Annotated in this window: 14 protein-coding genes and 1 pseudogene; 8 read left to right on the forward strand and 7 right to left on the reverse strand. The window is 74.0% G+C overall.

Going from position 1 to position 26,328, the window contains the following annotated elements; all coding sequences use genetic code 11:
* Positions 1-27 precede the first annotated feature (27 nt).
* Together ACZ6BG_RS17875 and ACZ6BG_RS17880 are read left to right on the forward strand one after the other, a co-directional pair.
* A complete protein-coding gene (locus ACZ6BG_RS17875) occupies positions 28-11,361 on the forward strand; it encodes a type I polyketide synthase (RefSeq protein ID WP_469002124.1) in 11,334 nt (3,777 codons plus the stop codon).
* A 102-nt stretch (positions 11,362-11,463) separates the two neighbouring features.
* Positions 11,464-12,222, forward strand: a complete 759-nt coding sequence (locus ACZ6BG_RS17880; protein ID WP_469002126.1) for a thioesterase II family protein — start codon at positions 11,464-11,466, stop codon at positions 12,220-12,222.
* Between the two features lie 64 nt (positions 12,223-12,286).
* Here the strand turns inward: ACZ6BG_RS17880 and ACZ6BG_RS17885 are convergent, their stop codons facing one another.
* Complete coding sequence (locus ACZ6BG_RS17885; protein WP_469002128.1) at positions 12,287-14,056, reverse strand: coagulation factor 5/8 type domain-containing protein; 1,770 nt, start codon at positions 14,054-14,056, stop codon at positions 12,287-12,289.
* A gap of 580 nt (positions 14,057-14,636) precedes the next feature.
* Between ACZ6BG_RS17885 and ACZ6BG_RS17890 the strand changes: the two genes are divergently transcribed.
* Entirely contained in the window at positions 14,637-15,374 is a 738-nt protein-coding gene (locus ACZ6BG_RS17890; RefSeq protein WP_469002130.1) for a S1 family peptidase, read from the forward strand.
* A 142-nt stretch (positions 15,375-15,516) separates the two neighbouring features.
* Positions 15,517-17,757 carry an MGH1-like glycoside hydrolase domain-containing protein gene (locus ACZ6BG_RS17895; protein ID WP_469002134.1) on the forward strand — a complete coding sequence of 747 codons (2,241 nt, stop codon included), beginning with the start codon at positions 15,517-15,519 and terminating at the stop codon, positions 17,755-17,757.
* Between the two features lie 30 nt (positions 17,758-17,787).
* Here the strand turns inward: ACZ6BG_RS17895 and ACZ6BG_RS17900 are convergent, their stop codons facing one another.
* From ACZ6BG_RS17900 to ACZ6BG_RS17915, 4 genes are all read right to left on the reverse strand, one after another.
* Positions 17,788-18,552: a nucleotidyltransferase domain-containing protein gene (locus ACZ6BG_RS17900; protein ID WP_469002137.1), complete on the reverse strand. Its 765-nt coding sequence runs from the start codon at positions 18,550-18,552 to the stop codon at positions 17,788-17,790.
* Positions 18,549-19,325, reverse strand: coding sequence for a nucleotidyltransferase domain-containing protein (locus ACZ6BG_RS17905; RefSeq protein WP_469002139.1), 777 nt, complete (start codon positions 19,323-19,325; stop codon positions 18,549-18,551). The genes ACZ6BG_RS17900 and ACZ6BG_RS17905 overlap by 4 nt, the downstream gene beginning before the upstream one ends.
* A gap of 113 nt (positions 19,326-19,438) precedes the next feature.
* On the reverse strand, positions 19,439-20,089 hold the full coding sequence (locus ACZ6BG_RS17910; RefSeq protein WP_469002143.1) for a hypothetical protein: 651 nt from the start codon (positions 20,087-20,089) through the stop codon (positions 19,439-19,441).
* A 57-nt stretch (positions 20,090-20,146) separates the two neighbouring features.
* Positions 20,147-21,217: an alkene reductase gene (locus tag ACZ6BG_RS17915; RefSeq protein ID WP_469002145.1), complete on the reverse strand. Its 1,071-nt coding sequence runs from the start codon at positions 21,215-21,217 to the stop codon at positions 20,147-20,149.
* Positions 21,218-21,374: 157 nt separating this feature from the next.
* Here ACZ6BG_RS17915 and ACZ6BG_RS17920 point away from each other — a divergent pair, with 157 nt between their 5' ends.
* Positions 21,375-21,743, forward strand: a complete 369-nt coding sequence (locus tag ACZ6BG_RS17920; protein ID WP_469002149.1) for a MerR family transcriptional regulator — start codon at positions 21,375-21,377, stop codon at positions 21,741-21,743.
* A 34-nt stretch (positions 21,744-21,777) separates the two neighbouring features.
* Here the strand turns inward: ACZ6BG_RS17920 and ACZ6BG_RS17925 are convergent, their stop codons facing one another.
* Positions 21,778-23,037: an SLC13 family permease gene (locus tag ACZ6BG_RS17925; RefSeq protein ID WP_469002150.1), complete on the reverse strand. Its 1,260-nt coding sequence runs from the start codon at positions 23,035-23,037 to the stop codon at positions 21,778-21,780.
* 85 nt (positions 23,038-23,122) lie between these two features.
* A pseudogene (locus tag ACZ6BG_RS17930) lies at positions 23,123-23,338 on the reverse strand (hypothetical protein); the annotation flags it as partial.
* Between the two features lie 220 nt (positions 23,339-23,558).
* Here ACZ6BG_RS17930 and ACZ6BG_RS17935 point away from each other — a divergent pair.
* The 3 genes from ACZ6BG_RS17935 to ACZ6BG_RS17945 all read left to right on the forward strand — a co-directional run bounded on the left by ACZ6BG_RS17935 (position 23,559) and on the right by ACZ6BG_RS17945 (position 26,285).
* Positions 23,559-24,203, forward strand: coding sequence for an adenosylcobinamide amidohydrolase (locus tag ACZ6BG_RS17935; RefSeq protein ID WP_469002152.1), 645 nt, complete (start codon positions 23,559-23,561; stop codon positions 24,201-24,203).
* Positions 24,204-24,431: 228 nt separating this feature from the next.
* Positions 24,432-24,821 carry a hypothetical protein gene (locus tag ACZ6BG_RS17940; RefSeq protein ID WP_469002154.1) on the forward strand — a complete coding sequence of 130 codons (390 nt, stop codon included), beginning with the start codon at positions 24,432-24,434 and terminating at the stop codon, positions 24,819-24,821.
* A gap of 135 nt (positions 24,822-24,956) precedes the next feature.
* Positions 24,957-26,285: a cytochrome P450 gene (locus ACZ6BG_RS17945; RefSeq protein WP_469002158.1), complete on the forward strand. Its 1,329-nt coding sequence runs from the start codon at positions 24,957-24,959 to the stop codon at positions 26,283-26,285.
* Positions 26,286-26,328 lie beyond the last annotated feature (43 nt).

Raw genomic sequence — 26,328 nt, forward strand, 5'->3', positions numbered from 1 at the left:
TCGAACGTTTCCTGGAGTAGAGACCGCATGAACAACGAAGAGAAGCTCCGCCACTACCTGAAGCGGGTCACCGCCGACCTGCGCGAGACGAGTCGGCGGCTGCGCGAGGCCGAGGAAGGGCAGCAGGAGCCGATCGCGATCATCGGCATGAGCTGCCGCTACCCCGGCGGCGTGCGCTCGCCCGAGGACCTGTGGGAACTGGTCGCGAACGGCCGCGACGGCGTGACGGCGTTCCCCGCCGACCGGGGCTGGGGCGACGTCGCACTGACCGACCCCGAAGACCCCGGCCGGGAGTTCCGCAGGGAGGGCGGATTCCTGCACGACGCCGCCGAGTTCGACCCCGGCCTGTTCGGGATATCGCCGCGCGAGGCCCTCGCCATGGACCCGCAGCAGCGGCTGCTCCTGGAGACGTCGTGGGAGGCGTTCGAGCGCGCCGGGATCGACGCGGCGACGCTGCGCGGCAGCAGGACCGGCGTGTTCGCCGGAGTGATGTACCACGACTACGCGTCCCGGCTGCGGTCGGTGCCGGAGGAAGTGGCCGGCTTCCTCGGCACCGGCAGTTTCGGCAGCGTCGCCTCCGGGCGCGTGTCGTACACGTTCGCGCTGGAGGGGCCCGCCGTCACGGTGGACACCGCCTGCTCGTCCTCCCTCGTCACCATGCACCTGGCGGCTCAGGCGCTGCGCTCCGGCGAGTGCGGGCTCGCCCTCGCGGGCGGTGTCACCGTGATGGCGACGCCGGACACCTTCATCGGCTTCAGCCAGCAGCGGGGCCTGGCCGCCGACGGCCGCTGCAAGTCGTTCTCCGAGAGCGCCGACGGCACCGGCTGGGGCGAGGGCGCCGGCATGCTGCTCCTGGAGCGGCTCTCCGACGCCCGCCGCAACGGCCACCCCGTCCTCGGCGTCGTCCGCGGATCGGCAGTGAACCAGGACGGCGCGTCCAACGGCCTCACCGCCCCCAACGGCCCCTCCCAGCAGCGCGTGATCCGCCAGGCCCTCGACAGCGCGGGACTGACCGCCGCCCAGATCGACGCGGTCGAGGCACACGGCACCGGCACCACCCTCGGCGACCCCATCGAGGCGCAGGCCCTGCTCGCCACGTACGGCCAGGAGCGCAACGGCGAGCCGCTGTGGCTCGGCTCGGTGAAGTCCAACGTCGGCCACACCCAGGCCGCCGCCGGTGTCGCCGGAGTCATCAAGTCCGTCATGGCGATGCGGCACGGCGTGCTGCCGCCGACCCTGCACGTCGGCGAGCGCTCCCGGCACGTCGACTGGTCGGCGGGCGCCGTGGAACTCCTCACCGAGGCGCGGCCGTGGCCACGGACGGGGCAGCCGCGCCGCACGGCGGTGTCGTCGTTCGGCATCAGCGGCACCAACGCCCACGTCGTCCTCGAACAGGCCCCGGCCCCCGACCCCGACGACGAGCCGGCCGAGGCACCCGTCGACCCGGTCCGCGCCGACACCCTGCCGTGGGTCCTCTCCGGCAACGACCCCGCCGCGCTGCGCGAGCGCGCCGCCGCCCTCCTGTCCCACCTGGACGGCACGGACGTACCGGCGGTGGACATCGGCTACTCCCTCGCCGTGACCAGGACCGCCCTCGAACACCGGGCCGCCGTCGTCGGCGCGGACCGCGCCGAACTGCTGCGCGGCCTCGCGGCCCTCGCCGCCGACAGCGACGCGCCCCACCTGACGCGCGGCACCGTCGGAACGCGCGGCAAGCTCGCGTTCCTGTTCAGCGGGCAGGGCAGCCAGCGCGTGGGCATGGGCCGCGAGCTGTACCGGGAGTTCCCCGTGTTCGCCCGGGCCCTCGACGAGGTCTGCGCCGGACTGGACCCGCACCTGGACCGGCCGCTGCGGGACGTGCTCTTCGCCGAGCCCGGACCCGAGGCCGACACGGCCGCCGACCTGCTCGACCTCACCACGTACACGCAGCCCGCGCTGTTCGCGATCGAGGTGGCGCTGTTCCGCCTCGTCACCCACTGGGGCCTCGCCCCGCAGTTCCTCGCCGGGCACTCCATCGGGGAACTGGCGGCTGCCCACGTGGCGGGCGTGTTCTCCCTCGCCGACGCGTGCAAGCTGGTCGCCGCCCGCGGCAGGCTGATGGGCGCGCTGCCCGAGGGCGGCGCGATGCTGTCGCTGCGCGCCGACGAGGACACCGTCCGCGGCCTGGTCGCCGAGCACGGCGGCACGGTGGACATCGCCGCGGTCAACGGCCCCGAGTCCACGGTCGTCGCGGGCGACGCCGACGCGGTGGCCGCGATCGACGTGGTCTGGCGGGAGCGCGGCGGCAAGACCCGGTACCTGAAGGTCAGCCACGCGTTCCACTCCCCGCACGTGGACGCCGTCCTCGCGGACTTCCGAGCCGTCGCCCGCAGCGTCGACTACGGCACGCCGACCATCCCCGTCGTGTCCACCCGCACCGGCGCCGTGCTCACCCCCGAGCAGGCGCGCGACCCGGAGCACTGGGTGCGCCACGTCCGCGAGGCCGTGCGGTTCCTCGACGGCGTGCGGACCCTGACCGGGCACGGCGTCACGCACTTCCTGGAGCTCGGCCCCGACGCGGTCCTCACCGCCGCCGGGCGCGACTGCGCCGACGAAGGCGCGTTGCTCGTGGCCGCGTCGCGCGCGAACCGGCCCGAGGGCGCCACGCTCACCTCGGCGGTCGCCGCCCTGCACGTGCGGGGCGTCGCCGTCGACTGGCAGGCGGTGTTCGCGGGCCGCGGCGCCCGACGGGCCGACCTGCCCACCTACCCCTTCCAGCGCGCCCGTTACTGGCTGGACGCGGGCGCGCCCACCGGGGACGTGGCCTCGGTGGGCCTGCGTCCCGCCGACCACCCGCTCCTCGGCGCCGCCGTCACCCTCGCCGACGAGGAGGGCGCCCTGCTCACCGGCAGGCTCTCCCTCGCCACCCACCCGTGGCTCGCCGACCACACCGTCGGCGGCGTCGTCCTCGTGCCCGGCGCCGCGTTCGTGGAACTGGCGATCAGGGCGGGCGACCAGGTCGGCCTCGACCACGTCGAGGAACTGACGCTGGCGGCGCCCCTGGTCCTGCCCGAGGACGGCGCCGTGCGGCTCCAGGTGGCCGTCGGAGCACCGGACGAGTCCGGGCGCCGCGCGGTGAGCGTCCACTCCCGGGCCGACGACGCGCCCGACGACGAGCCGGACGGCGAGCCGTGGACACGGCACGCCTTCGGCACGCTCACGGCGGGCGGGGCCGTCCCGGCGACCGGCGGCGCGGCGGGCGCGGAGGCCTGGCCGCCCCCGGGGGCCGAACGCGTCGACCTCGAAGGGCGCTACGACGACCTCGCCGCGGCCGGGCTCGGCTACGGCCCCGCGTTCCGCGGCCTGCGCGCCGCGTGGCGCCGGGACGACGAGGTGTTCGTCGAGGTGGAACTGCCCGAGCAGGACGCCGCGGGCTCCTTCGGGCTGCACCCCGCGCTCCTCGACTCCGCGCTGCACGCCATCGGGCTCGGCCCCTTCGTCGCCGACACCGAGCAGCTGCACCTGCCGTACTCCTGGAGCGGCGTGCGACTGCACAGCGGCGGCGCGACCGCCCTGCGCGGGCGGCTCTCCCCGGCGGGCACCGCGGGCGTCGCCCTCGACCTCACCGACGCCGCGGGCACCCCCGTCGCCTCGGTCGAAGCCTTGTCGCTGCGGCCCCTGACGACGGACGGCCTCACCGGCCGCCGCCTGGACTCGCTGTTCCGCGTCGACTGGACGCGCGTGCGGCCTGCCGCATCGCCCGCCCTCCGCTGGGCCGTCCTCGGACGCGGCTTCGCCCAGGCGGAGTTCGCCGAGCCGGTCGACGCGTACCCGGACCTGGCCACGCTGGCGGAGGAGGCGGTCCCGGACCTCGTGTTCGCCCCCGTGCCCCCGGCCGCGAACCCGTCAGAGGCGGCGCACTGGGCGCTCGCCCTCGTGCAGGAGTGGCTCGCCGACGACCGGTTCGCCTCGGCACGGCTGGTGTTCGTCACCGGGGGCGCGGTGGCGGCGGGCCCCGAGGAGGACGCCCCCGACCTGGCCAACGCGCCCGTGTGGGGCCTCGTACGCGCGGCCCAGGCCGAGCACCCCGGCAGCTTCGTCCTCGTCGACGTCGACCTGCTGGCCGCCTCCGCCCACGCGCTGCCCGCCGCCGTCGCGACCGACGAGCCCCAACTGGCCCTGCGCGCCGGTGAACTCCTCGCGCCGAGGCTCGTCCGGGACCGCCCCGAGGAGTCGGGGGCTTCGTCCTTCGGTGACGGTGCGGTGCTTGTGACCGGTGCGAGCGGCATGCTCGGCGGGCTGGTGGCGCGGCACCTGGTGCGGCGGCACGGCGTACGACGGCTTGTGCTTGCCAGCAGGCGGGGTCAAGTCGGTGGGCTGTACGACGAGTTGATGGAGCTGGGCGCCGAAGTCGCCGCCGTCGCGTGCGACGTGGCGGACCGGGACGCGGTGGCGGCCCTCCTGGCCGAGCACCCCGTGACGGCCGTCGTGCACGCGGCGGGCGTCCTGGACGACGGTGTCATCGGCTCGCTGACCCCGGAGCGGATCGACACCGTGTTCCGGCCGAAGGCCGACGCGGCCTGGCACCTGCACGAGCTGACCCGCGACCTGGACCTGTCGGCGTTCGTCCTCTTCTCGTCGGCGGCGGGCACGTTCGGCAACCCCGGGCAGGCCAACTACGCGGCAGCCAACGCCTTCCTGGACGCGCTCGCCCAGCACCGGCGCGCCCAGGGCCTGCCCGCGACCTCACTGGCCTGGGGCCTGTGGGCGGACGCCAGCGGCATGACCGAAGAGCTGGCCGAGACCGACCGCGGCCGCCTCACCCGCGCCGGTGCCGCCGCGCTGTCCGCCGACGAGGGCCTGCGCCTCTTCGACGCCGCCCTCGCGCTGCCCGCACCCGTGGCCGTCCCCATGCGCCTCGACCTGGCGCCGCTGCGGGCACGCCCCGACACCGTCCCGCCGCTGCTGCGCGCCCTCGTCCGCACGGCCCGCCCCGAGGCCGCCAAGGCCGAAGGGGGCCTCGCGGCACGCATCGCCGACCTGCCGGACAACGAGCGCCTCCCGGCGCTGCTCGACGTCGTCCGCACAGCCGTCGCCGCCGTGCTCGGCCACGCGTCCGCCGCCGAGGTGGAACCGGAGCGCTCCTTCGGCGACCTCGGATTCGACTCGCTCACCGCCGTCGAACTGCGCAACCGGCTCGACGCGGCCACCGGCCTGCGCCTGCCCGCGACCCTGGTCTTCGACTACCCGACGCCCCTGGCGCTCGCGGGCCGCCTGCGCTCCAGGCTGCTCGGTGACCGTGACGAGGGGGCGGCGGTCGAACGCAGGGCCGTCGCCGAGGACGAGCCGATCGCGATCATCGGCATGAGCTGCCGCTACCCCGGCGGGGTGCGCTCGCCCGAGGACCTGTGGCGCCTCGTCGCCGAGGGCCGTGACGCGATCTCCGACTTCCCCGAGAACCGGGGCTGGGACGTGGAGTCGCTCTACGACCCGGACCCCGACAACACCGGCACGAGCACCGTCCGCACGGGCGGCTTCCTGCACGACGCCGCCGAGTTCGACCCGGCGTTCTTCGGCATGTCGCCGCGCGAGGCCCTGGCGGTCGACCCGCAGCAGCGCCTGCTCCTTGAGACCTCCTGGGAGGCGTTCGAACGGGCAGGCATCGAACCGAGGTCGCTGCGCGGCAGCGCGACCGGCGTGTTCGCGGGCGTGATGTACAACGACTACGCCGCCCGCCTCACACGGTCCCCGGAAGGCCTCGAAGGACAGCTCGGGTTCGGCAGCTCGGGCAGCGTCGCCTCCGGCCGCCTCTCCTACACCTTCGGCCTCGAAGGGCCCGCCGTGAGCATCGACACGGCCTGCTCGTCGTCGCTGGTGGCCATGCACCTGGCCGCCCAGGCGCTGCGCTCCGGCGAGTGCGGGCTGGCCCTCGCGGGCGGCGTGACCGTGATGGCGAGCCCGGGGGCCTTCGTGGAGTTCAGCCGCCAGCGCGGCCTGGCCCCGGACAGCCGCTGCAAGGCGTTCTCCGCCGACGCGGACGGCACCGGCCTGGGCGAGGGCGTCGGCATGCTGGTCCTCGAACGGCTCTCCGACGCCCGCCGCAACGGCCACAAGGTCCTCGCGGTCGTACGGGGTTCGGCGGTCAACCAGGACGGCGCGTCCAACGGTCTCACCGCCCCGAACGGCCCCTCGCAGGAGCGGGTCATCCGCCAGGCGCTCGCGAGCGCCGGACTCGCGCCGTCCGACGTCGACGCCGTCGAGGCGCACGGCACCGGCACCTCGCTCGGCGACCCGATCGAGGCGCAGGCACTCCTCGCCACCTACGGCCAGGACCGTGCCGGTGAGCCGCTGTGGCTCGGCTCGCTGAAGTCGAACATCGGCCACTCCCAGGCCGCGGCCGGTGTCGCCGGCGTGATCAAGATGGTGATGGCGCTGCGCCACGCGGAGCTGCCCCGCACCCTGCACGTCGACCGGCTCTCGCCCCACGTCGACTGGACCGCGGGGGCGGTCGAGGTCCTGACACAGGCCCGGTCGTGGCCGGAGACGGGGCGCCCGCGCCGCGTCGGCGTGTCGTCGTTCGGTGTGAGCGGTACGAACGCGCACACCATCATCGAGCAGGCCCCGGAGCCCGAGGCGTCCGCTGCCGCCGCCGCGCCGGACGGCCCGGTGCCGGTGGTGCTGTCCGCGCAGAACGCGCAGGCGTTGCGGGAGCAGGCTCTCCGCCTTCGGGAGCGGGTCGCGGGCGAGCCCGGGACCGGCGTCCTCGACGTCGCCTACTCGCTGGTGACGACGCGGTCGGCCCTCGACCACCGGGGCGCCGTCGTGGCGGACGACCGCGCGGCGCTCCTCGACGGGCTCGGCGCGCTGGCCGAGGGGCGGCCGTTCCCCGGCTTGTACGTGGGGTCTGTCGCCGTGGGTGGCGTGGGGTTCTTGTTCTCGGGGCAGGGGTCGCAGCGGTTGGGGATGGGGCGTGAACTGGCGGCCTGTTTCCCTGTGTTCGCAGAGGCCTTGGACGAGGTCCTGGGTGAGTTCGATCCGTCGGTACGTGGCGTTCTGTTCGGTGAGGATGCCGAGGCGCTGAATGAGACCGGGGTGACGCAGCCCGCGCTGTTCGCTGTCGAGGTCGCCCTGTTCCGGCTGTTGGAGTCGTGGGGTGTGCGGCCTGACGTTCTTGTGGGTCACTCGATCGGTGAGCTGGCCGCGGCGCATGTGGCTGGTGTGTGGTCGCTGGCTGACGCGGTCAAGGTGGTGTCGGCGCGCGGCGCGCTGATGCAGGCGTTGCCTGAGGGTGGCGCCATGGTCGCGATTCAGGCGTCGGAGGCCGAGGTAGCTTCGGACGACTTGCCGGAGACAGTGGGTGTCGCGGCGGTTAATGGCCCTAACTCAGTGGTCGTCTCCGGTGTCGCCGCTGACGTCGAGGCGGTCGCCGACCACTGGCGTGAGGCGGGCCGCAAGGCGACCCGCCTCAAGGTCAGCCACGCGTTCCACTCACCCCTGATGGACCCGATGCTCGACGACTTCCGCACGGTCCTGGAAGGCGTGTCGTACGAGGCGCCCTCGATCCCGATCGTCTCCACCCTCACGGGCACTAAGGCGACCGCCGAGGAGCTGGCCTCGCCCGAGTACTGGGTGCGGCACGTGCGCGAGGCCGTGCGGTTCGGCGCCGCCGTCGACACCCTCGTGGATGAGGGTGTGGCCACGTTCGTCGAGGTCGGGCCGGGCGGGACGCTGTCGGCGCTGGGGCTGGAATCCGCGCCCGACGCGGCGTTCGTGCCGGTGCTGCACGGCGATCGTACGGAGGAGTCCGCGCTGGCCGCCGCCGTGGCGCAGGTGTGCACGCGCGGTGTGCCGGTGGACTGGGATGCGTTCTTCGCCGGTCGTGGCGCGCGGTGCGTCGACCTGCCCACGTACGCGTTCCAGCACACGTCCTACTGGCTGGACGCCCCCCGCGACCTGCGCTTCGACGAGGCGGCAGGCGGGCTCGGCCTGGCGGGCGCGGACCACCCGCTGCTCGGCGCCGTCGTGGAACTCGCCGACGGGCAGGGCCTGGTGTGCACCGGCAGGCTCGGCACGGACACCCACCCGTGGCTCGCCGACCACGCCGTCGCCCGGACGACCCTGCTGCCCGGCACGGCCTTCGCGGAGGTCGCGCTCGCCGCGGGCGGCAGGCTCGGCCTCGACGAGGTGGAGGAACTGGCCCTCGCCGCACCGCTGGTGCTGCCCGAGCGCGGCGGCGTACGGCTGCGGGTGACGGTCGGCGGCGACGACGGCTCCGGCCGCCGGACGCTGAGCGTCGACTCCTGCCCGGACGACCCGACGGCCGACACCGAATGGACCCGGCACGCCACCGGCTTCCTCACCACCGGAGCCACCGGAGCCACCGGAGCCCCGGCCCCGGTCGCCGACTGGCTGCCCGCCGACGCCGAACCCGTCGACCTCGACGGCCTCTACGAAGGCCTGGAGGAGAAGGGGATCTCCTACGGCCCCGCCTTCCAGGGCCTCAAGTCCGCGTGGCGCGGCGAGGACGCCGTGTACGCCGAGATCGAGCTCGACGAGGACCAGCACGGGGACGCCGCGTCCTTCGGCCTGCACCCGGCGCTCCTCGACGCCGCGCTGCACGCCTGCATGCTCGGCGGCCTCGTCGAAGACGCCGGTCGGCCCCGGCTCCCGTTCTCCTGGAGCGGGATCCGTTGGCACACGACCGGTGCCACAGCGGCGCGCGTCCGCCTCACCCCGGCCGGAACCGACGCCGTCTCCCTGGAACTGACCGACGCCCAGGGGCACCCCCTGGCGACGGTCGCATCCCTCGTCCTGCGGCCGATCGCCGCGGAACAGTGGGGTGCGCGCCACCGCGACGCGCTGTTCCGGCTGGAGTGGGTGGCCGCGCCGACCGGTGCGGCCACCCACGCTCCCGCCCGCGCCCTCGCGATCGTCGGCCCGGACGACCTGAAGGCCGGTGCGGGCCTCGCGGCGTCCGGCGTCACCGTCGAGGAGCACGCCGACCTGGCGGCCCTCGCCGAGGCCGGGGTGCCCGAGGTGGTCGTCGTTCCGTTCGCCGAGGGCGACGCGGAGCCGGTCTCCGGCGCCCGCACCGCCGCTCTGCGCGCGCTGCGGCTCGCCCAGGAGTGGCTGGCCGACGACCGGTTCCTCGACTCCCGCCTGGTCTTCGTGACCAGCGGGGCCGTCGCGGCCGTGCCCGCCGAGAACGTTCCCGACGTCGCCGACGCGGCGGTGTGGGGCCTGATCCGGTCGGCGCAGTCCGAGACCCCCGACCGGTTCGCGCTGGTCGACGTGGACGGACACGACGCGTCGTGGGCCGCGCTGCCCGCCGTCCTCACCGGCGCCGAGCCGCAGGCCGCGGTGCGCGCCGGTGACGCGCTGGTGCCGCGGCTCGCCCGCTCGCGGCCGTCCGAGGCGGAGGCCCCGCTCGCGTTCACGCCCGGCGGCACCGTCCTGGTGACCGGCGCCACCGGCATGATCGGCGGCCTCGTCACCCGGCGCCTGGTGACCGAGCACGGCGTCCGGCATCTCGTCCTCGCCAGCCGCCGCGGCGCAGCGGCGCCCGGCGCCGACGAACTGCACGCCGAACTGACCGGCCTCGGTGCGCACGTCACCCTCGCCGCCTGCGACGTGACCGACCCGGACGCGCTCGCGGAGCTGCTCGCCGCGGTGCCCCTGGACCACCCGCTGACCGGCGTGGTGCACTCCGCGGGCGTCCTCGACGACGCCACGATCGGCTCGCTGACGCCCGCCCAGGTCGACGGCGTGTTCCGGCCCAAGGTCGACGCGGCCTGGCACCTGCACGAGCTGACCCGCGACCTCGACCTGTCGGCGTTCGTCCTCTTCTCCTCCGTGTCGGGCATCCTCGGCGGCCCCGGCCAGGGCAACTACGCGGCGGCCAACGCGTTCCTCGACGCGCTCGCACAGCACCGCAGGGCCGCGGGTCTGCCCGCGACCTCACTGGCGTGGGGCCTGTGGGAGACGGCGAGCGAGATGACCGGACACCTCGCGGGGACCGGCGTGGCGCGGATGTCCCGCTCCGCCGTCGCGGGCCTCACCGAGGAACAGGGCCTCGCCCTGTTCGACCTCGGCTGCGCCGCCGACGAGGCCCTGGTGGTGCCGATGCGGCTCGACGCCGGCGCCCTGCGCGGCGGGCCCGACACGGTGCCGCCGCTGCTGCGCGGCCTCGTGCGCCCGCGCGCCACCAGGGCCGCCGCCGTGGACGAGGAGCCGCTGGCGCGGCGCCTCGCCGGTCTGACGGAGGAGGAGCAGGAGCGCGAACTGCTGCGCCTCGTACGGGACCAGGTGGCGGCTGTCCTCGGCTACGCGCCGGACGGCCTCGACGTCTCCGGCACCCTCACCCAGCTCGGCCTGGACTCCCTGACCGCGCTGCAACTGCGCAACCAGCTCGCGGCCGTGACCGGTCTGCGCCTGCCCACGACCGTCGTGTTCGACCAGCCGACCGGACCGGCGCTCGCCGGGTATCTGCGGCGCGAACTCGCCTCGGCGGTCGGTGACGCCCCCGCCGCCCCGGCCTCGTCGGCGCTGGAGGACTCGCTCACGGGCCTGTACCGGCAGGCGTACGAACTCGGCCTGGAGGACGAGGCGTGGGAGATGGTGAACGCCGCCGCGCGGCTGCGGCAGGTGTTCGAGGAGCCGGACGGGACGCCCGCGCTGCCGCCGGTCACCCTGGCGACCGGCCCCGGTGTCCCGCTGCTGTGCTTCCCGCCGACGATGGCGCCCTCCGGCCCGCACTACTACGCCCGGTTCGCCCCCGTGTTCGCGGGCGAGCGGGACGTGACCGTGCTGCCCAACCCAGGCTTCGGCGCGGGGGAGTTGCTGCCCGCGACGCGTGACGCGGTCGTCCGCTACCAGGCGGAGGCGGTGCGCAGGGCGGCCGGTGACCGGCCGTTCGTCCTCGCCGGGTACTCGTCGGGCGGGTGGATGGTCAACGCCGTCGCCGCGCTCCTCGAACGGCAGGGGCACGCGCCGGTGGCCTCGGTCCTCGTGGACACGTACACCGCGACGACCTCCTTCGAGGACCGGCTGTACGCGGCGCTCCAGGCGCGCGGCACCACCACCGAGGCGTTCGCGATGATGAACGGCGCGCAACTGACCGGGCAGGGAGGCTACTTGCGCGTGTTCAGCGACTGGGAGCCCGAGCCGGTCGAGAGCCCGACGCTGTACGTGCACGCGACCTTTCCGCCGGGGGAGTCGCAGGCCATGGAGACCGAGGACGACTGGCAGCCCGACTGGCCGTTCCCGCACGAGGACACCCACGTCCCCGGCGACCACTTCACGATCATGGAGGACCGCTCCGAGTCCACCGCGCTCGCCGTGCGCGCCTGGCTGGACGAGGGTCCGGGCGCCGACTCCCGCTAGGACCGGGCGACAAGACCCTCTGGAGCAGCGGGTCTTGTCACCCTTCGCACCGGGGCGCCAACCCCGTCCCCGTACGACAACGACACAGAATGGACGAAGAACATGACAGTTGCCGACGGCAGCGACCTCTGGCTCCGCCGGTTCCACCCCGCAGCGGACGCCCCGGTCCGGCTGGTGTGCTTCCCGCACGCGGGCGGATCGGCGAGCTTCTACTTCCCCGTGTCGGCCGCGCTCGCCGACGGCTGCGACGTGACGGCCCTGCAGTACCCCGGCCGCCAGGACCGGCGGCACGAGCCGAACGTGGACGACATCGGCGTGCTGGCGGACCGGATCGCCCCCGTCGTCGAGCCGCTGTTCGACCGCCCGGTGGTGTTCTTCGGGCACAGCATGGGCGCGGTCCTCGCGTTCGAGGTCGCGCGCAGGCTGGAGGACCGCGGCCACAAGCCCGCGCTCCTTTTCGCCTCCGGCAGGCGCGCGCCGTCGACGCGGCGCGAGGAGAACGTCCACCAGCGGGACGACGACGGGATCGTCGCCGAGATGAAGGCCATGAGCGGCACCGACGCCCAGGTGCTCGGCGACGAGGAACTGCTGCGGATGGTGCTGCCAGCCATCCGCAGCGACTACCGGGCCATCGAGACGTACGGCCCCGTGGACACGACCGTCGACTGCCCGATCACCGCCCTGACGGGCGACGACGACCCGAAGACGACGGTCCCGGAAGCCGAGCGGTGGCGCGCCCACACGACCGGCGCGTTCCACCTCAAGGTGTTCCGCGGCGGGCACTTCTACCTCAGCCCGCGCGCGGCGGAGGTGATCGCGACGGTGCATGAGGCGCTGCGCGGCGCTGTGGCCGTCGGCTAGGCAGGCTTCGGAGGAAGGGGCTGGACGAGAGACCTGTCCAGCCCCTTCGCTCCGGGGTACGGGATCAGGGGTACGAGACGACCTTGGACGGGATCGTCGACGTGCCCGAGGTCGGGGCGCCGGTGTCGTTGATGACGCGCTCGTACTGGCCCTTGCCGCCGAGCGACACCACCAGCAGATGGTGGAACTTCACCCCGGGCTTCGTCGGGGCGGCGAAGCCGTGGTGCTGGACGATGCCCGGATCGACGTTGTAGTAGCAGTAGCTGCCCAGACCCCACGCCTCGTGCGTCGTCACGGAGTCGTCGACGCGGTAGGCCGCGAAGCCCTTCATGTTCCCGTTCTGGATGGCTGCCTGGTTGGGGGCGTCGTACGCCTTCTCGTTCTGGTAGAAGATCGTGCGGCCGCGCTCGCCGTACCACTGCACGTCGTACTTGTTGAAGTGCTCCACGAACAGGCCCGTGGCGAGGACGTCGGCGCCGTTGACGCGGAGGCCGTAGTCGGCGCGGTTGGTCTCCCAGCCGACGCCGTCGCCGTGGTCGGCGCGCCAGACCCAGGTGTGGTCGACGATGGTGTGGCGGCTGTTGACGACCATGCTGGTGGTGGCCTTGCCGGGGCCCGCGCCGCCGATGCGGATGAACACGTCCTGCACGGTGATGGGGTCGGCGGAGTGGTCGGCGGCGGCTCCACGCGGGCCGATCTCGAGCAGGGTGGGGGAGTTGACCGGACCGGCGTCGACGAGGAGACCGGCCAGGCGCACCCCGTTGACGTCGGCGACCTTCACGGCGGTGACGCCGTTGTCGGGGATGAGGGTGGCGTAGCCGAGCCCGAGGACGACGGTGCCCGCCCGCCGTACCTCGACCGTCCGGTCCAGGTGGTAGATCCCGGGCGTGAACAGCAGGTGCAGCCCCTCGTCCAGGGCCTGGTTGAGGGTGGCCGCGGACACCCCGGGCCGGGCGACGTAGAACCGCGAGAGCGGCACTGACGTGCCGCGCGGGGTGCCGCTGCCCCAGGACACCCCGCGGGCGTTGGTGCGCAGTTCCGGCAGGAAGACCTTGTACTCGGTGCCGTCCAGGTAGAGGAACGGCTTCTCGCGGGAGAGCGGGGTGGTCTGGAGCGTCGTGTACGGGGGTTCGGGGAAGCTCTGCGCCGGGGCGCCCTCGACGCCGGAGAACACCATGTTCCAGACGGCGTTGCGCCATCCGCCGACGGCGCTGTCGCGGGTGTACCACTGCTGCTGCGAGTACGGTCCGACCTCGCCGTCGACGCGGCTGTCCGCGATGTAGCCGCCGCTCGCCCAGCCGAACCCGGTGGGGGCGAGGTTGAGGCCGCCGCGCACGTGCATGCGGCGGAACGGCGCGGCCTGCGACACGGCCCACCGGTTCGTGCCGTTGACGGGGACCAGCGCCAGGTTCTCCGCCGACCGCCAGAAGTTCTGCGTGGCGTTGCCGTCGAACCAGCCCGCGTCGACGGTGACATCACCGTTGATGGTGGTGTCGTCGGGGGACAGGCCGAGGCCCGCGATGGCGGTGTAGAACCCGATCTGGGCGTTGAGGCCGTGGTACGTGCCGGGCTTGAACAGCAGGGCGTACCGGCCCGTGCCGAACTGCGCCGACTCCTGCTTCTTGAAGATCTCGTCCAGCCTGGCCTGGATGCCGCTCGTGGACGGTTCGAAGACGATGACGTTCGGCCCGAGGTCGCCGCCACCGGGCAGCCGGGGCTTCCTGGCCTTCCTGGCCGAGGACGCGGCCTCTGCCGGACCGGACAGGGCGAGAAGGGCGGGCACGGACGCGGCAGCGGCCCCGAGGACGGACCTGCGGGCTGGGAAAGCGGACATGGGGCACTCTCCTGGTTCAGGAAATGAACACGTGGGGGTGATGGGAGCGCTCTCTCGCGTTGCATGCTTCATCCGGGTGCATCACTCGTCAAGGGAAGTGACCGGAGTTCCTTGACTTGTTGAACGCATCAGTGCGGCTTCGCGTGTCCGTCTGGGGCCAACAGGCTTGTCGCAAAAGGCGGTTGTCAGGGTGGCGGCGCTTGCGTGCAGAATGGTCCGGACCAAGATGCCCCGTTTGGACATGCGGGCCGACGCAAGCTCACGCAGCCGATCCGTGGCCCCTCGCGCGGGCTTCCCGGTGCCCTTCGCGCCGCGCCCTTCCCGGCAGGTGATTGAAGGTCAAATCGCAACAGTGAACTGCGAAACAGATCCAAACTCGCCCTCGGGGCAGCTATGGCGAGGGAATTTCGGCGGTCAACCTCTTGCGTCCTCCGTGACTCCTCTGCCACATTCACCCCAGCCGAGCATGGCATGCACGCGCCAGGGGAAACCCGCCTTCCGCGTGTGCGCTCCACCCGCATACCTATGCGGTCGCGTCCTTATCGCAGGACGTTTCATCCCCCACACAATGGAGACGAACGTGCGAATATCCAGACTCGTCCCCGCGCTCGCGGCCACCGCCCTCGCCGTCCTGGGGCTCGCCCCCACGGCCGCGGCCCAGACGGCGCCGTCCGCCAACGCACCCACCGTGGCATCCGGCACCTCCGCCCAGCCGATCATCGGCGGCGGCTACGCCAGCAACGCGCCCTGGGCGGCCCGCCTGTTCTCCAACGGCCGGCAGACCTGCAGCGCCACCATCATCGCCCCGACCTGGATCCTCACCGCGAAGCACTGCGTCAGCGGCGGCGGCCTCTCGTTCCGCATCGGCAGCCTCGACCAGACCTCGGGCGGCACCACGGCCAACGGCGTCAGCGTCCACAACAACGCCAGCTCCGACCTGTCCCTGGTCAAGCTCGACCGCTCCGTGGCGGGCACCTACGCGCGCCTCGGCACCCCGGGCTCCGTGCAGGTGAACCAGACCGTGCAGGTGTACGGCTGGGGCGCCACCTCCCAGTGCGGCCAGGAGATCAACTGCCAGTCGCAGCTCCTGAAGGTCGCCAACGTCGTCGTGACCGGCGGCTGCCGCGACGCCTACCAGGGCCAGGCCATCTGCGCCCGGCGCGGCAACGGCATCACCGCGGGCGGCGACTCGGGCGGCCCGATGATGGCCAACGGCATCCAGGTCGGCGTGGCGTCCACCAGTGACCGCCAGACCACGACCGCGTACACGAACGTGACGGCGTACCGCTCCTGGATCCAGAGCGTCGCGGGCGTCTGAGCACCCCGCCGCCCGACTCGCACGACTGAGCAGCACCCAGCCAGTCCTGTCGCCTCCGTGCGTTCATCGCGCGGAGGCGACGCCGGGCCCGCCCGCCCCGGCCGTCTCCCCGTCCCCACAGCAGAGTTCGGAGAACCGCACGTTGCGTTCCCGCCCGCGCGCCCTGACCGCCGCGGCCCTCGCCGTCACCCTGGCCGCAGGCCTCGCCCCCGCCGCCGACGCGGCTCGACCGGTCCACGGGCCGCCACCGGCACACGCGGCACGACAGGACTCCGCACGGCACGCCACCCCGGCGGCGGACCCGCACGCGCCGGACGCCCCCTCCTCGTACGCCGACGTCCTTGACCTGCAAGGCGCCCCGACCGCCGCGCAGCCCGGAGAGTTCAACCCGGTCAACGTCTTCGCCGACCGCGGCGCCTGGCACGCCTACGCGCTGCCGTCCGCCGACGACCCGGCCGCGTACGGGGGTTTCACCGGGCCGCTGCACATCGCCCAGGAGTACCCCTGGTGGCTGAGCAAGTCCTTCAGCCGGATCCGGCTCACCGAGGCGGGCAAGGCCCTCGACCTCGGCGCGGGCGGCGCACCGCGCCTCACCTCGCTGCCCGGGGCGCTGCGCCAGACCTACCGCCTCGACGGCCTGCGGCTCACCCTGGACCTGCGCTTCGCCACCGACCGGACCGCCCTGGTCCGGGCTCGGATCCACAACACCGGCCGGGCACCACGCACCCTCGGCGCGGGCTGGACCGGCACCCTGCTGCGCCCCGCCGCGCCGCCCCAGCGCGACGCGCCCGCCCTGGCCGCCACCGCCCGCGGTGTCGCCGTCGGCTTCGCCCGGGTCCGGGAGAAGTGGGACTACCTCACCGACGGCACCGAACGCTTCGAGGTCACCCACCGCGAGCCCGTCCGCACCACCGTCACGGGCGACACCTACCGCAGCGACCTCGCCGCGCCCCTCACGCTCGCCCCCGGAGCGGCCCGCAGTCTGGACTGGACCGAGAGCTACACGTTCACCGCCGCCGAACGGACCCGCGAAGCGTCCGCGGTACGCCGTGTCCTCGCCCATCCGGCCGCCAACGCGGCCGCAGGTGAGGCGCGTTGGCGCCGCTACGTCGCCGCCGTCACCCGAGGCGTTCCCGCCGACCGGCGCCGCCTCGCCGTGAAGTCGCTGGAGACCCTCGTCACCAACTGGCGCTCCGCCGCCGGGCGGATCCGGCACGACGCCATCAGCCCCTCGATCTCCTACAAGTGGTTCACCGGCGGCATCTGGTCCTGGGACACCTGGAAACAGGCCGTCGGCACCGCGCGCTTCGACCCCCGGCTCGCCCAGTCCCAGATCCGCGCCATGTTCGACCACCAGATCCGGCCGACATCGGCGACCCGGCCGCAGGACGCCGGCATGATCCCCGACGCCGTCTTCTACAACGACCAGGCCGACGGCGGCGGCAACTGGAACGAACGCAACAGCAAACCCCCGCTGGCCGCCTGGGCCGTGTGGGAGGTCTACCGGCGCGGCGGCGACCGTGCCTTCCTGCGCGAGATGTACCCGAAGCTGGCCGCGTACCAGGCCTGGTGGTACCGCAACCGTGACCACGACCGCGACGGGCTCGCCGAGTACGGCGCGACCGTCGACCCCGCCAACGACAGTACCGAGGAGCGCAGGCTCGCCGCCGCCTGGGAGAGCGGCATGGACAACGCGCCGCGCTTCGACGCCGCCCTCGGCACCTCCGTCGTCACCAACCGCGACGCCTCCGGCACCGTCACCGGCTACTCCCTCACCCAGGAGTCCGTCGACCTCAACGCCTACCTCGCCGCCGACCAGGACCATCTCGCCGACATCGCCCGCGCGACCGGTGACCGCGCGGGGGAGCGGCGCTGGCGCGGCCGGGCCGAGGCCACGCACCGGGCGGTGCGCGAGCGCATGTACGACCCCGGGGACGGCTGGTTCCACGACATCGCCCTCGACAGCGGCGAGCGGCTCACCGCGCGGGGCCGGGGCATCGAGGGCGCCATCCCGCTGTGGACCGGCACGGCGTCGCGCGCACAGGCCGCCGCCGTACGCGACCGCCTCACCGACCCGCGCGAGTTCGCCACCCCCGTCCCGTTCCCGACCGTCGCCCGCAGCTCGCCCTACTTCGCCCCGCAGCGCTACTGGCGCGGCCCCGTCTGGCTGGACCAGGCGTACTTCGCCCAGGCGGGCCTGCGACGCTACGGCCACACGGCACAGGCCCGCACCCTCACGGACCGCCTCCTGGCCACGGCCCACGGCCTGTCTGCCCGGAGCCCGGTCATGGAGAACTACGACCCCCTGACCGGCGCACCCCTGAACTCACCCAACTTCAGCTGGTCGGCGGCGCTGCTGCTGCCGATGCTGAGCCGGCACTGAGGGCGCCGCGGCGGGTGCTCCGGGGCCTGGTCACGGCTTCCAGCGGTGCGCGTATCCCTCGCGCACAGGGCCGCCCAGGAGATCGAGCACCTGCTCCGCGGCTGCGGCGAGGGGGGTGGGGTCGGCCCGTTCGGCCACGGCCTGATGGCCGTCCAGGAGTGCCCTGCCCAGGACCGGGTCCGCGCTCAGGAGCCTGCGGGGGAGCCACTTGCCGATGCCCGTCCACGCGTTGTGGTGGGCGGTGAGCAGGTGTGCCGCCTCGCGCAGGACGTGGTCGGCGACGGACAACTGCTCGTAGCGCCCGGCCGAGCCGGTGACGGTCGAGTCGCGCGGGTCGATCAGGTCGATCAGGTCGTCCAGGTAGCAGGTGAGGACGTAGCGGCCGTGTTCCCGCTCCTCGGGGGTGAGCGGGGCGGGCCCGGACGCGAGCACCTGCCGGGCCAGGTCGCGGGTGCGGGCGACATGGCCGTGCGGGTCGGTCAGGGGCAGGCCCTGGTCGTAGAGGAAGAGCACGGTGCCGCGGCGGCGGGCCCGGTCCCATGCGAAGAACTCCGGCAGGTCCGCGACGGTGTTGAGGAACAGCTCGGCCAGGCGGCCCTCGTGCCGGACCACCTCCCGGCCGCTGTGGTCCTGGTCCGGCAGGAGCACCGCCACGTCCAGATCGCTGCTCGCCGTGGCGCGGCCCCGCGCGGCCGAGCCGCCGAGCAGCGCGCCCAGAGCGTGCGGGTAGCGCGCCGCGACCAACCGTGCTGCCGACGCCCGGAACGCCTCCTGGTCCTGTAGGTGATCACTCATGGGAGCAGCAGCGCCTCCGCCTCGGCGACCGCTTGCTTCAACGCGGTCGGGTCGTCGGGCCGCAGCCGAGCCACGACCGCGTCGATGCCGCGCAGGCCCGCCCGGCGCAGGAGCTGCTTCTCGTTGGTGACCCATTCGCCGCGCTCGGCGAGGACGGCGTGCGCGGACTGCAGGGCGGCCGTGGCGATGGCACCCGCGGCCTCGGTGGCCTGGCCGCGCGGCGCATAGGCGGACTTGGCGTAGTCCAGGGTCATGGCGGCACGTTGGCGCCACACCGGCGGGGCGGCCGCGCGCAGCGCCCGTGGGTATTCGGGGTGAGGGAGCGTGCCGCGCAGGACTCGGTTGATGGCCAGTTCGCCGACGACCAGGTAGCTGGGGATGCCCGCGAGGTGGAACATCAACGGCTCCCAGTGGAACCGGCCTTGGCGGGCCTCGGCGAGTTCGTGCTCGACCGCGTCGAGGTCGCGGTAGTGGACGTCGACGCCACGGCCGTCGATGGTGAACCACCCGCCGCCGTTGAACACGCCGCCGCCCCAGCCGCCGATCTCGGAGGCCTCACCGGACCAGCCGATGCCCCGCAGGTCGTCCGGGTCGAAACGGCCCCGGTAGTACACCGCCAGGTCCCAGTCGCTGTCCGGGGTGTGCGTGCCCTGGGCCCGCGAGCCGCCGAGGGTGACGGCGTGCACGGAGGGGAGAGCGGCGAGCCGGTCGGCCACGGCGTCGAGGAAGCGGTCGTCGTGGTCGGGCAGGCGGTCGTCGTTCGTCTCGGTCATCAACGCTCCGATCGTGTGTGGTGGATGGGGTGGATGGGGTGGAAGGGAGGGGAGGAGGGCGGCGAATCCGGCTGGGCCGGAGCGCGGGCACACCCGGTGGCCGCCGCCCCGGCCTACTCACTGAGCCCCACCACGCACCACCCGCGCCGGTCCGCCTCGGCGAGGACGCGCCCCCAGTCCTCAAGAAGGACGCCGAACTCGTCGAAGGTGCGCATCCACCCGCCTCCAGGAGCCGGCGCGGAATGGGTGGTGAAGGCCTCGCGCAGCCCGCCGAGGAGCGGCCGCAGCCGTTCCCACGCCGCCGCCAGGCGTCGCACGCTGTCGGGTGACCGCGCGAGCAGCACTCCGTGGAGTGCGGCGGGGTCGGCACAGGCGGAGCGCGGGTCCGCCAAGAAGCCCGGATCCGTGTGCTCGGCCTCGCCGTCGAGGCCGTTCCAGATCAGTCCGAGCAGCAGGGCGTCCCCTGCGGAGCGCAGCACCGGGTCGACGTGGTCGCGTACGGCCTCCCACCGCTCCCCGGCCCAGAAGTGCGCCTTGAACGAACCGAGGGTGCCCCGGAACTCGTAGATCCCGAAGACCGGGCCACCGGACCCGCGCGGCCACTCCCAGTCCCCCTCGACCGCCCGCGCGGCCTCCGGGCCGACGTCCCACAGCCCCGTCTCGTCCGCGTACCAAGCGTCCCGCAACCGCGGCAGCCGCTCCCGGGGCGGCACCTCGCCGAGCCACGACCAGTCGGCGATCAGCACGTTGATGTCCAGGCCCATTGGGGTGAGCGTAGTGATGGGGGGTGCCGCACGCGGACACCCCCCGTCGTTACGCGCTCAGTGCTGGTAGCTGGTGAAGGTGGTGTAGCCCGTCGTGCCGCCCTGGTACCAGGTGTCGGGGTCGGCGGTGTGCAGCGGCAGGTCCGCGCGGAAGCGTTCGACGAGGTCGGGGTTGGCGAGGAAGGCGCGGCCGTAGCTGATGAGGTCGGCGCCCTGGGCGAGCCGGTGCTCGCCGGCGGCCCGGTCGCCCGCCCGCGGGCCGATCTGGCCGCCGGGGTTGACGATGTAGGCGCCCGGCCACGCCTTGCGGAGCGCGACGAGGGTGTCCTCGTCGGTGCCGGTGAGGACGTGCAGATACGCGAGGCCGAGGGGCGCCAGGGCCGCGACGAGGGCGGCGTACAGCTCGGGCACGTCGTCCTCGGCGATGCCCCAGACGCTGCCGCCGGGGGAGAGGCGCAGGCCGACGCGGTCGGCGCCGATGGCGTCGGCCGCGGCCTCGGTCGCCTCGACGGCGAAGCGGATGCGGCCGGTGACCGATCCGCCGTAGGCGTCGGTGCGCCGGTTGGTGTTGGCGGAGAGGAACTGCTGGATGAGATAGCCGTTGGCGCCGTGGAGTTCGACGCCGTCGAAGCCCGCGTCGACGGCGCGCCTGGCGGCGTCCGCGAAGACCCGTATCTCGCCCCCGACCTCGGCGGTGCTGAGGGCGCGCGGGACCGGTGCGGCCTGGCGGCCCTTGGAGCCGGTGTACAGGGTGGCGTCGAGGGCGATCGCGGACGGCGCGACGGGGTGGTGCCCGGCGACATCGGGGTGGCCGACGCGCCCGGCGTGCATGAGCTGGGCGAAGACGCGGCCGCCGTTGGTGTGGACGGCGTCGGTCACCGGCCGCCACGCGGCGACCTGCGCGTCGGTGTGCAGGCCCGGGGTGTTGGGGTTGGACTGGCCCGTGAGGCTGGGCTGCACGCCCTCGGTGACGATGAGCCCGGCGGTGGCGCGCTGCGCGTAGTACGTCGCCGTGAGCTCGCCGGGGATGCCGTCGGCGGAGGCGCGGGCGCGGGTCATGGGGGCCATGACGAGGCGGTTGGGCAGCGTCAGGCTCCCGAGCTGGAAACTGTCGAACAGGCTGGTCACAGTCGTGTCCTTCGCGTAGTACCGGCGCAATGCGGGGTGGTGCGTCGGCTACGCTAAAACCTGACGTTGACGTCAGAGGCAAGTGTCGTAGGCGACAGGCCTCGCCGGGGGACGGACGGCGGGCGGCAGGGCCGCGCGGGACTCGGAGGAGGGGCTCATGAGGATCGGCGAACTCGCCGCGGCGACCGGTGTGAGCGTGCGGGCGCTGCGGTACTACGAGGAGCAGGACCTGCTGTCCGCGGACCGCAGCCCCAGCGGCCAGCGACACTACCCGGCCGCGGCCGTCGACCGCGTCCGGCTGATCCAGCAGTTGTACGCGGCCGGTCTCACGAGCAGGACCGTCGTGAAGCTGCTGCCCTGCATCGAGACCGACGACGTGGCCCCGCAGGTCCTGGAGCTGCTGCGCGCCGAACGCGCCCGCATCGACGGGCAGATCACCGGCATGCTGGAGACCAGGGACCGCCTCGACGCGGCCATCACCATGGCGAGCGAGGCCCGCGACCACGGCCGCCCCTGCCCGCGCTGAGGGCGCGCCGGGTTCCGGACAGGCCAGGCCGCCGTCAGGTGCCGATGACCCGCAACGAGGCCCACAGCGCGAGGGTGGAGATCAGCAGGGCGGCGGGGACGGTCAGGAGCCCGAGGACGGTGAACTCCTTGAGCCGGACGTCGTGCTCGTGGTGATGGGTGATGCGGCGCCAGAGCAGCGTGGCCAGGGAGCCCGCGTAGGTGAGGTTGGGGCCGATGTTGACCCCGAGGAGCACGGCGAGGACCGCTCCGGGGCCGGAGGCGGCGGCGAGGGGGGTGAGGGCGAGCACGGCGGGCAGGTTGTTGATCAGGTTCGCGAGGACGGCGGCGAGTGCCGCGGTGCCGAGGAGCGCGGGCAGGGACGTGCCGTCGGGCAGGGCGTGGCCGAGCGCGTCGCCGAGGCCGTTGTCGATGACGGCGCGCACGACGACGCCGAGGGCCAGGACGAACGCCAGGAACGGAAGGCCCGCGGAGCGGACGATCGCCGCCGGTGTGGTGTGCCGCCGGGCCAGGGCGCGTACCGCCATGACAGCCGCGCCGGCCGCCGCCGCCCAGGCAGGGTCGACGTCGGCCGCGGAGGCCACGGCGAACCCGGCGAGCGTCGCGGCGACGGTCACCAGCGCGAACAGCGGCACCTCCGGGCGCTCCTCGGCCCCGTCGTCGTCGGTGGGCGCGTCCAGGTCGGCCGCGAAGTAGCGGCGGAACACGACGTACTCGACGGCGATCGCGGCCACCCAGGGAAGCAGCATCAGGAGCGCGAAGCGGGTGAACGTCAGGCCTGTCGCGGTGAACGCGAGCAGATTCGTCAGGTTCGACACCGGGAGCAGCAGGGACGCCGTGTTCGACAGGTGGGCGCAGGCGTAGGCGTGCGGCCTGGCGGAGGTGCCCATGCGGGTGGCCGTGGCGAACACCACCGGAGTCAGCAGGACCACGGTCGCGTCCAGGCTGAGCGCGGCGGTCACGGCCGACGCGAGCGCGAACACCGAGCCGAGAAGCCGCCGTGGCCGGTGCCGGGCCCAGCGGGCCATCCATGTGCCGCAGGCCCGGAAGAGCCCCTCGTCGTCGCACAGCTTGGCGAGCACCAGGACGGCGGCGAGGAAGCCGATCACCGGCCCGAGCCGGGCCGCCTCGTCGCGCACGTCGTCCAGCGGGATCGCCCCCGTGACGATGACGAGGGCGGCGGCGGGCACGGCGAACACCGCCTCCGGCCGCCCGAAGGGACGAACGACCGCGCACACCAGTACGACGATCAGGGCGGCGACGGACAGGAACTCGAAGAGCATGACCTCGATCATTCACGGTGCCCCACGCGGGCCGGGACACCACCCCGGAACAAGCGGAGCGAATGATTCAGTCGCGCCCCCGGGCCCGCCGGAAGCGCGCCAGGCCTTCGGCGAGGTCGACGACCGGCTCGGGGTAGTCGAACCGGGCGCGGTCCAGGCCGGTGAGCCGCCACGGCTCGTGCACCGTGGCGCCGTCCAGGTCCGCCCGGACGAAGAGCGGCACGCTCTCATCCGCCTCGTTGAGCGCGGCGCGCGGCGGGGGATGGTCGTGCAGCCGCAGGTCGGACGTGAACAGCACGAGTGAGACGTCCATGGCGCTACTCCTGGGGCGGTGCTTCTCGCCGGGGGGGGGCAGCAGACGGCGACGGTGACGGCGTACGATCACCTGCCGCTCAGTCTCTCCGTAAAGGTCCTTGCCCGTGCCCTCCGCCATACCGAGTCCCGCGCAATCCGGCCTGTTGTCTCCGGAGACGGGCCTGTTGCCTCCGGAGAGTTGCTCGTTGTCTTCGGAGAGTGGCCTGTTGTCTCCGGAGATGCGTACGAGGGATGAGGACGGGGAGCGGCTGCGGGCGCTGTTGTGGCGTGCCGGGCCGGGCTGGCGGATGGTCAGCAGCGCTGTCCTGGGCGGCGGTATCGGGGAGCGTTCCTGGGTGCTCAACGCGCAGGTGTCGCACGGCTATCGGCGGACCGACCCGGAGCGGCACCTGACGGACCTCGCGCGCGCGGCGGGAGCCGAGGGGCCCGGCGTCGGCCTGATGACCGCCGCCGACGTGTCCGCGTACGCCCACGCCGCCGACGGGGGCGTGGAGGCCGTCGTGACCGCGGGCATCAGGGTGCGCGGCTGGGCGGCGGCCCCGGACGAGGGGTCCTTGCTCCTGGCGCGCCCCGGCACGATCAACATCGTCGTGGCGCTGCCGACGGCCCTGACCGACGCGGCGCTGGTGAACGCCGTCGCCACCGCCACGGAGGCCAAGGTGCAGGCGCTCCTGGACGCCTCCCACGACTGCTCGGGCACGCCCACGGACGCGGTGTGCGTGGCCGCGCGCGTCCCGCGTGCCGGGGAGGAGGCGCACGCCTTCGCCGGGCCGAGATCGTTGTGGGGCGCCCGCCTCGCCCGGGCCGTCCATCGGGCCGTGCTCACCGCGAGCCGCCCACAGGCCACGCCCGCCGGGGCCTGAGGGCGGGCCCACTCGGGGGCAGCCCGCCGGGCCTGAGGGCGCGCCCGCCCCGGGGCAGCCCGCTGAGGCCGGGGCGGACCCGCCGCGCGCCGCCCGCGTCCACCGAGGCCCAGATGCGCCGCCATCGGCTGCCCCACCTGCCGCAACGCGCGGGCCCGGACGGCTGACCCACCCGAATCGCCGCGTCGGCACCGCGCCGATGTCAGTGCCCCCTGCGAACGTGGACGCATGACCACCACCACGCGCGCCGCACCCGGCGACCTGGTCGCGGCCCTGCGACTGCCGGTGTGGAACACCCTGTCCGCGCGCGCCGAGGGCCTGCGCCGGGAACTGCCGCCCCGCCCCGACGCACCGGCCGAGCGCTTCGCGTGGCTGCGTTCCCTCACCCCCGAGCAGGCTCGGAACGCGGCCCTCCTGGACCACCTCGACGCCCTGTGCGGACACCTCGCCGGAAAGCCCGCACTCGGCTACGCCCCCGACGACCCGCTGCCGGACGCCGCCCTTGAAGCCGCCGAGGGCTTCAACCCGCAGCTGACCGCGCTCATCACCCGCTATCGGGCGGCGCGCGACGCCGACCCCGCCGACCGCTCCCAAGGGCGGCGCCGCGAGCGGCCCTGACGAGGCGCGCGAGGGGCCCGAGGGACCGAGGGGCTGGTATCCGTGGCTCGAATGGCTCGAATGGAGTGGAACTGGCCTACGGGGTGGGGGTTTTCTGGTGGGGCGGCTGCACGAGGAGGAAATCCGGCCATGGCCATGACGAAGATACCGGGCCCCGATCCCCGGCCGGACGGCGGCGTGGGCGCCGTCACGGAGGCGGGCGGGCTGCACCAGTACCAACTGCGGCTGCACGCCGAGTACGGCCCCGTCGTGCGGTTCCAACTGCCCGGCGCGGAGACGGCCGTCTCCGTCGCCGACCCCGTGCTCCTCGAAGCCACCGCGCACCTGAACGAACGGCCGGACCAGCTGTTCGAGTTCCTCGCGCCGCTGTGCGAGGCGGACAACCTCCAGGTCATCCCGGCCGCCCAGCACACGCCGTGGCGACGGATCCTGCTCTCGGTGTTCGCCGGACGCCCCTCCCACGAGCGGCACTTCGCGACCTTCACCGCGCTGACCACGGACCTGGCCGACGGCTGGGCCGAGCGGGCCGACGGCGAGCCCGTCGAACTCCAGAAGGACCTCACGGCGCTGACCCTGCGGATGATCTGCGAATACGCCCTCGGCGGCAGCGGCGCCGCCGACCCCGACCGCGTCATCACCGCGTTCGAGGACGTCCTCACCGAGTACCTGGGACGGCTCTACCAGGTCCCGGTCCCCGGCACCCAGGAGGAACGCGCCGAGCGCGCCGAAGCGGCCCTGGCGCAACTGCGCGCGACGGTCGACCAGGTGGTCGCGGCGCACCGCTCCGACGACCGCGCGGACCGCAGCGATCTGATCGGGGCGCTCGTCGAGGCCGGTGAACCGCCCGCACGGATCCGCGACACCGTCATGGCGACCCTCCTGGCCGCCCACCACACCACGGGCGTGGCCGTCTCCTGGACCCTGCATCTGCTCGCGCGCCACCCCGACGTGGCCGCACGTGTCACCGACGAACTGGACCGCGTGCTCGGCGACCGCGCCGCCCCCGACTACACCGACCTGCGCGGGCTCACGTACCTGAACATGGTCCTCAAGGAGTCGATGCGGCTCTACCCGCCCGGCCCCTACGGCGCGCGGGAGACCACCGACGCCCTCGTCGTCGGCGACTACGAGATCCCCGCGGGGGCGACGGTCTTCTACCCCTTCTGGGCCGTCCACATGAACCCCGAGCACTGGCCCGAGCCCGAGCGGTTCGACCCCGAGCGGTTCACGCCCGAGGAGATCGCGAAGCGGCCGCGGCTCGCCCACATTCCCTTCGGCATCGGCCCGCGGAGCTGCGAGGGCGCGAACCTGGCCGTGGTCGAGGCCCAACTGATCCTGGCCGTCCTGCTCAAACGTTTCCGGTTCCGGCCGGTGCCGGGCCACGAGGTGACGCCGGTCGAACGGTTCGTGCTCTGGGCGGCCGACGACATCCGCATGCTGGTGAGCCCGCGCGTCCCGGCGTAGGACGGGGAACATTCGTCCAAGACGAGCCGGCGCGCACCGGCCA

The organism is Streptomyces sp. NPDC041205, from assembly GCF_055591765.1.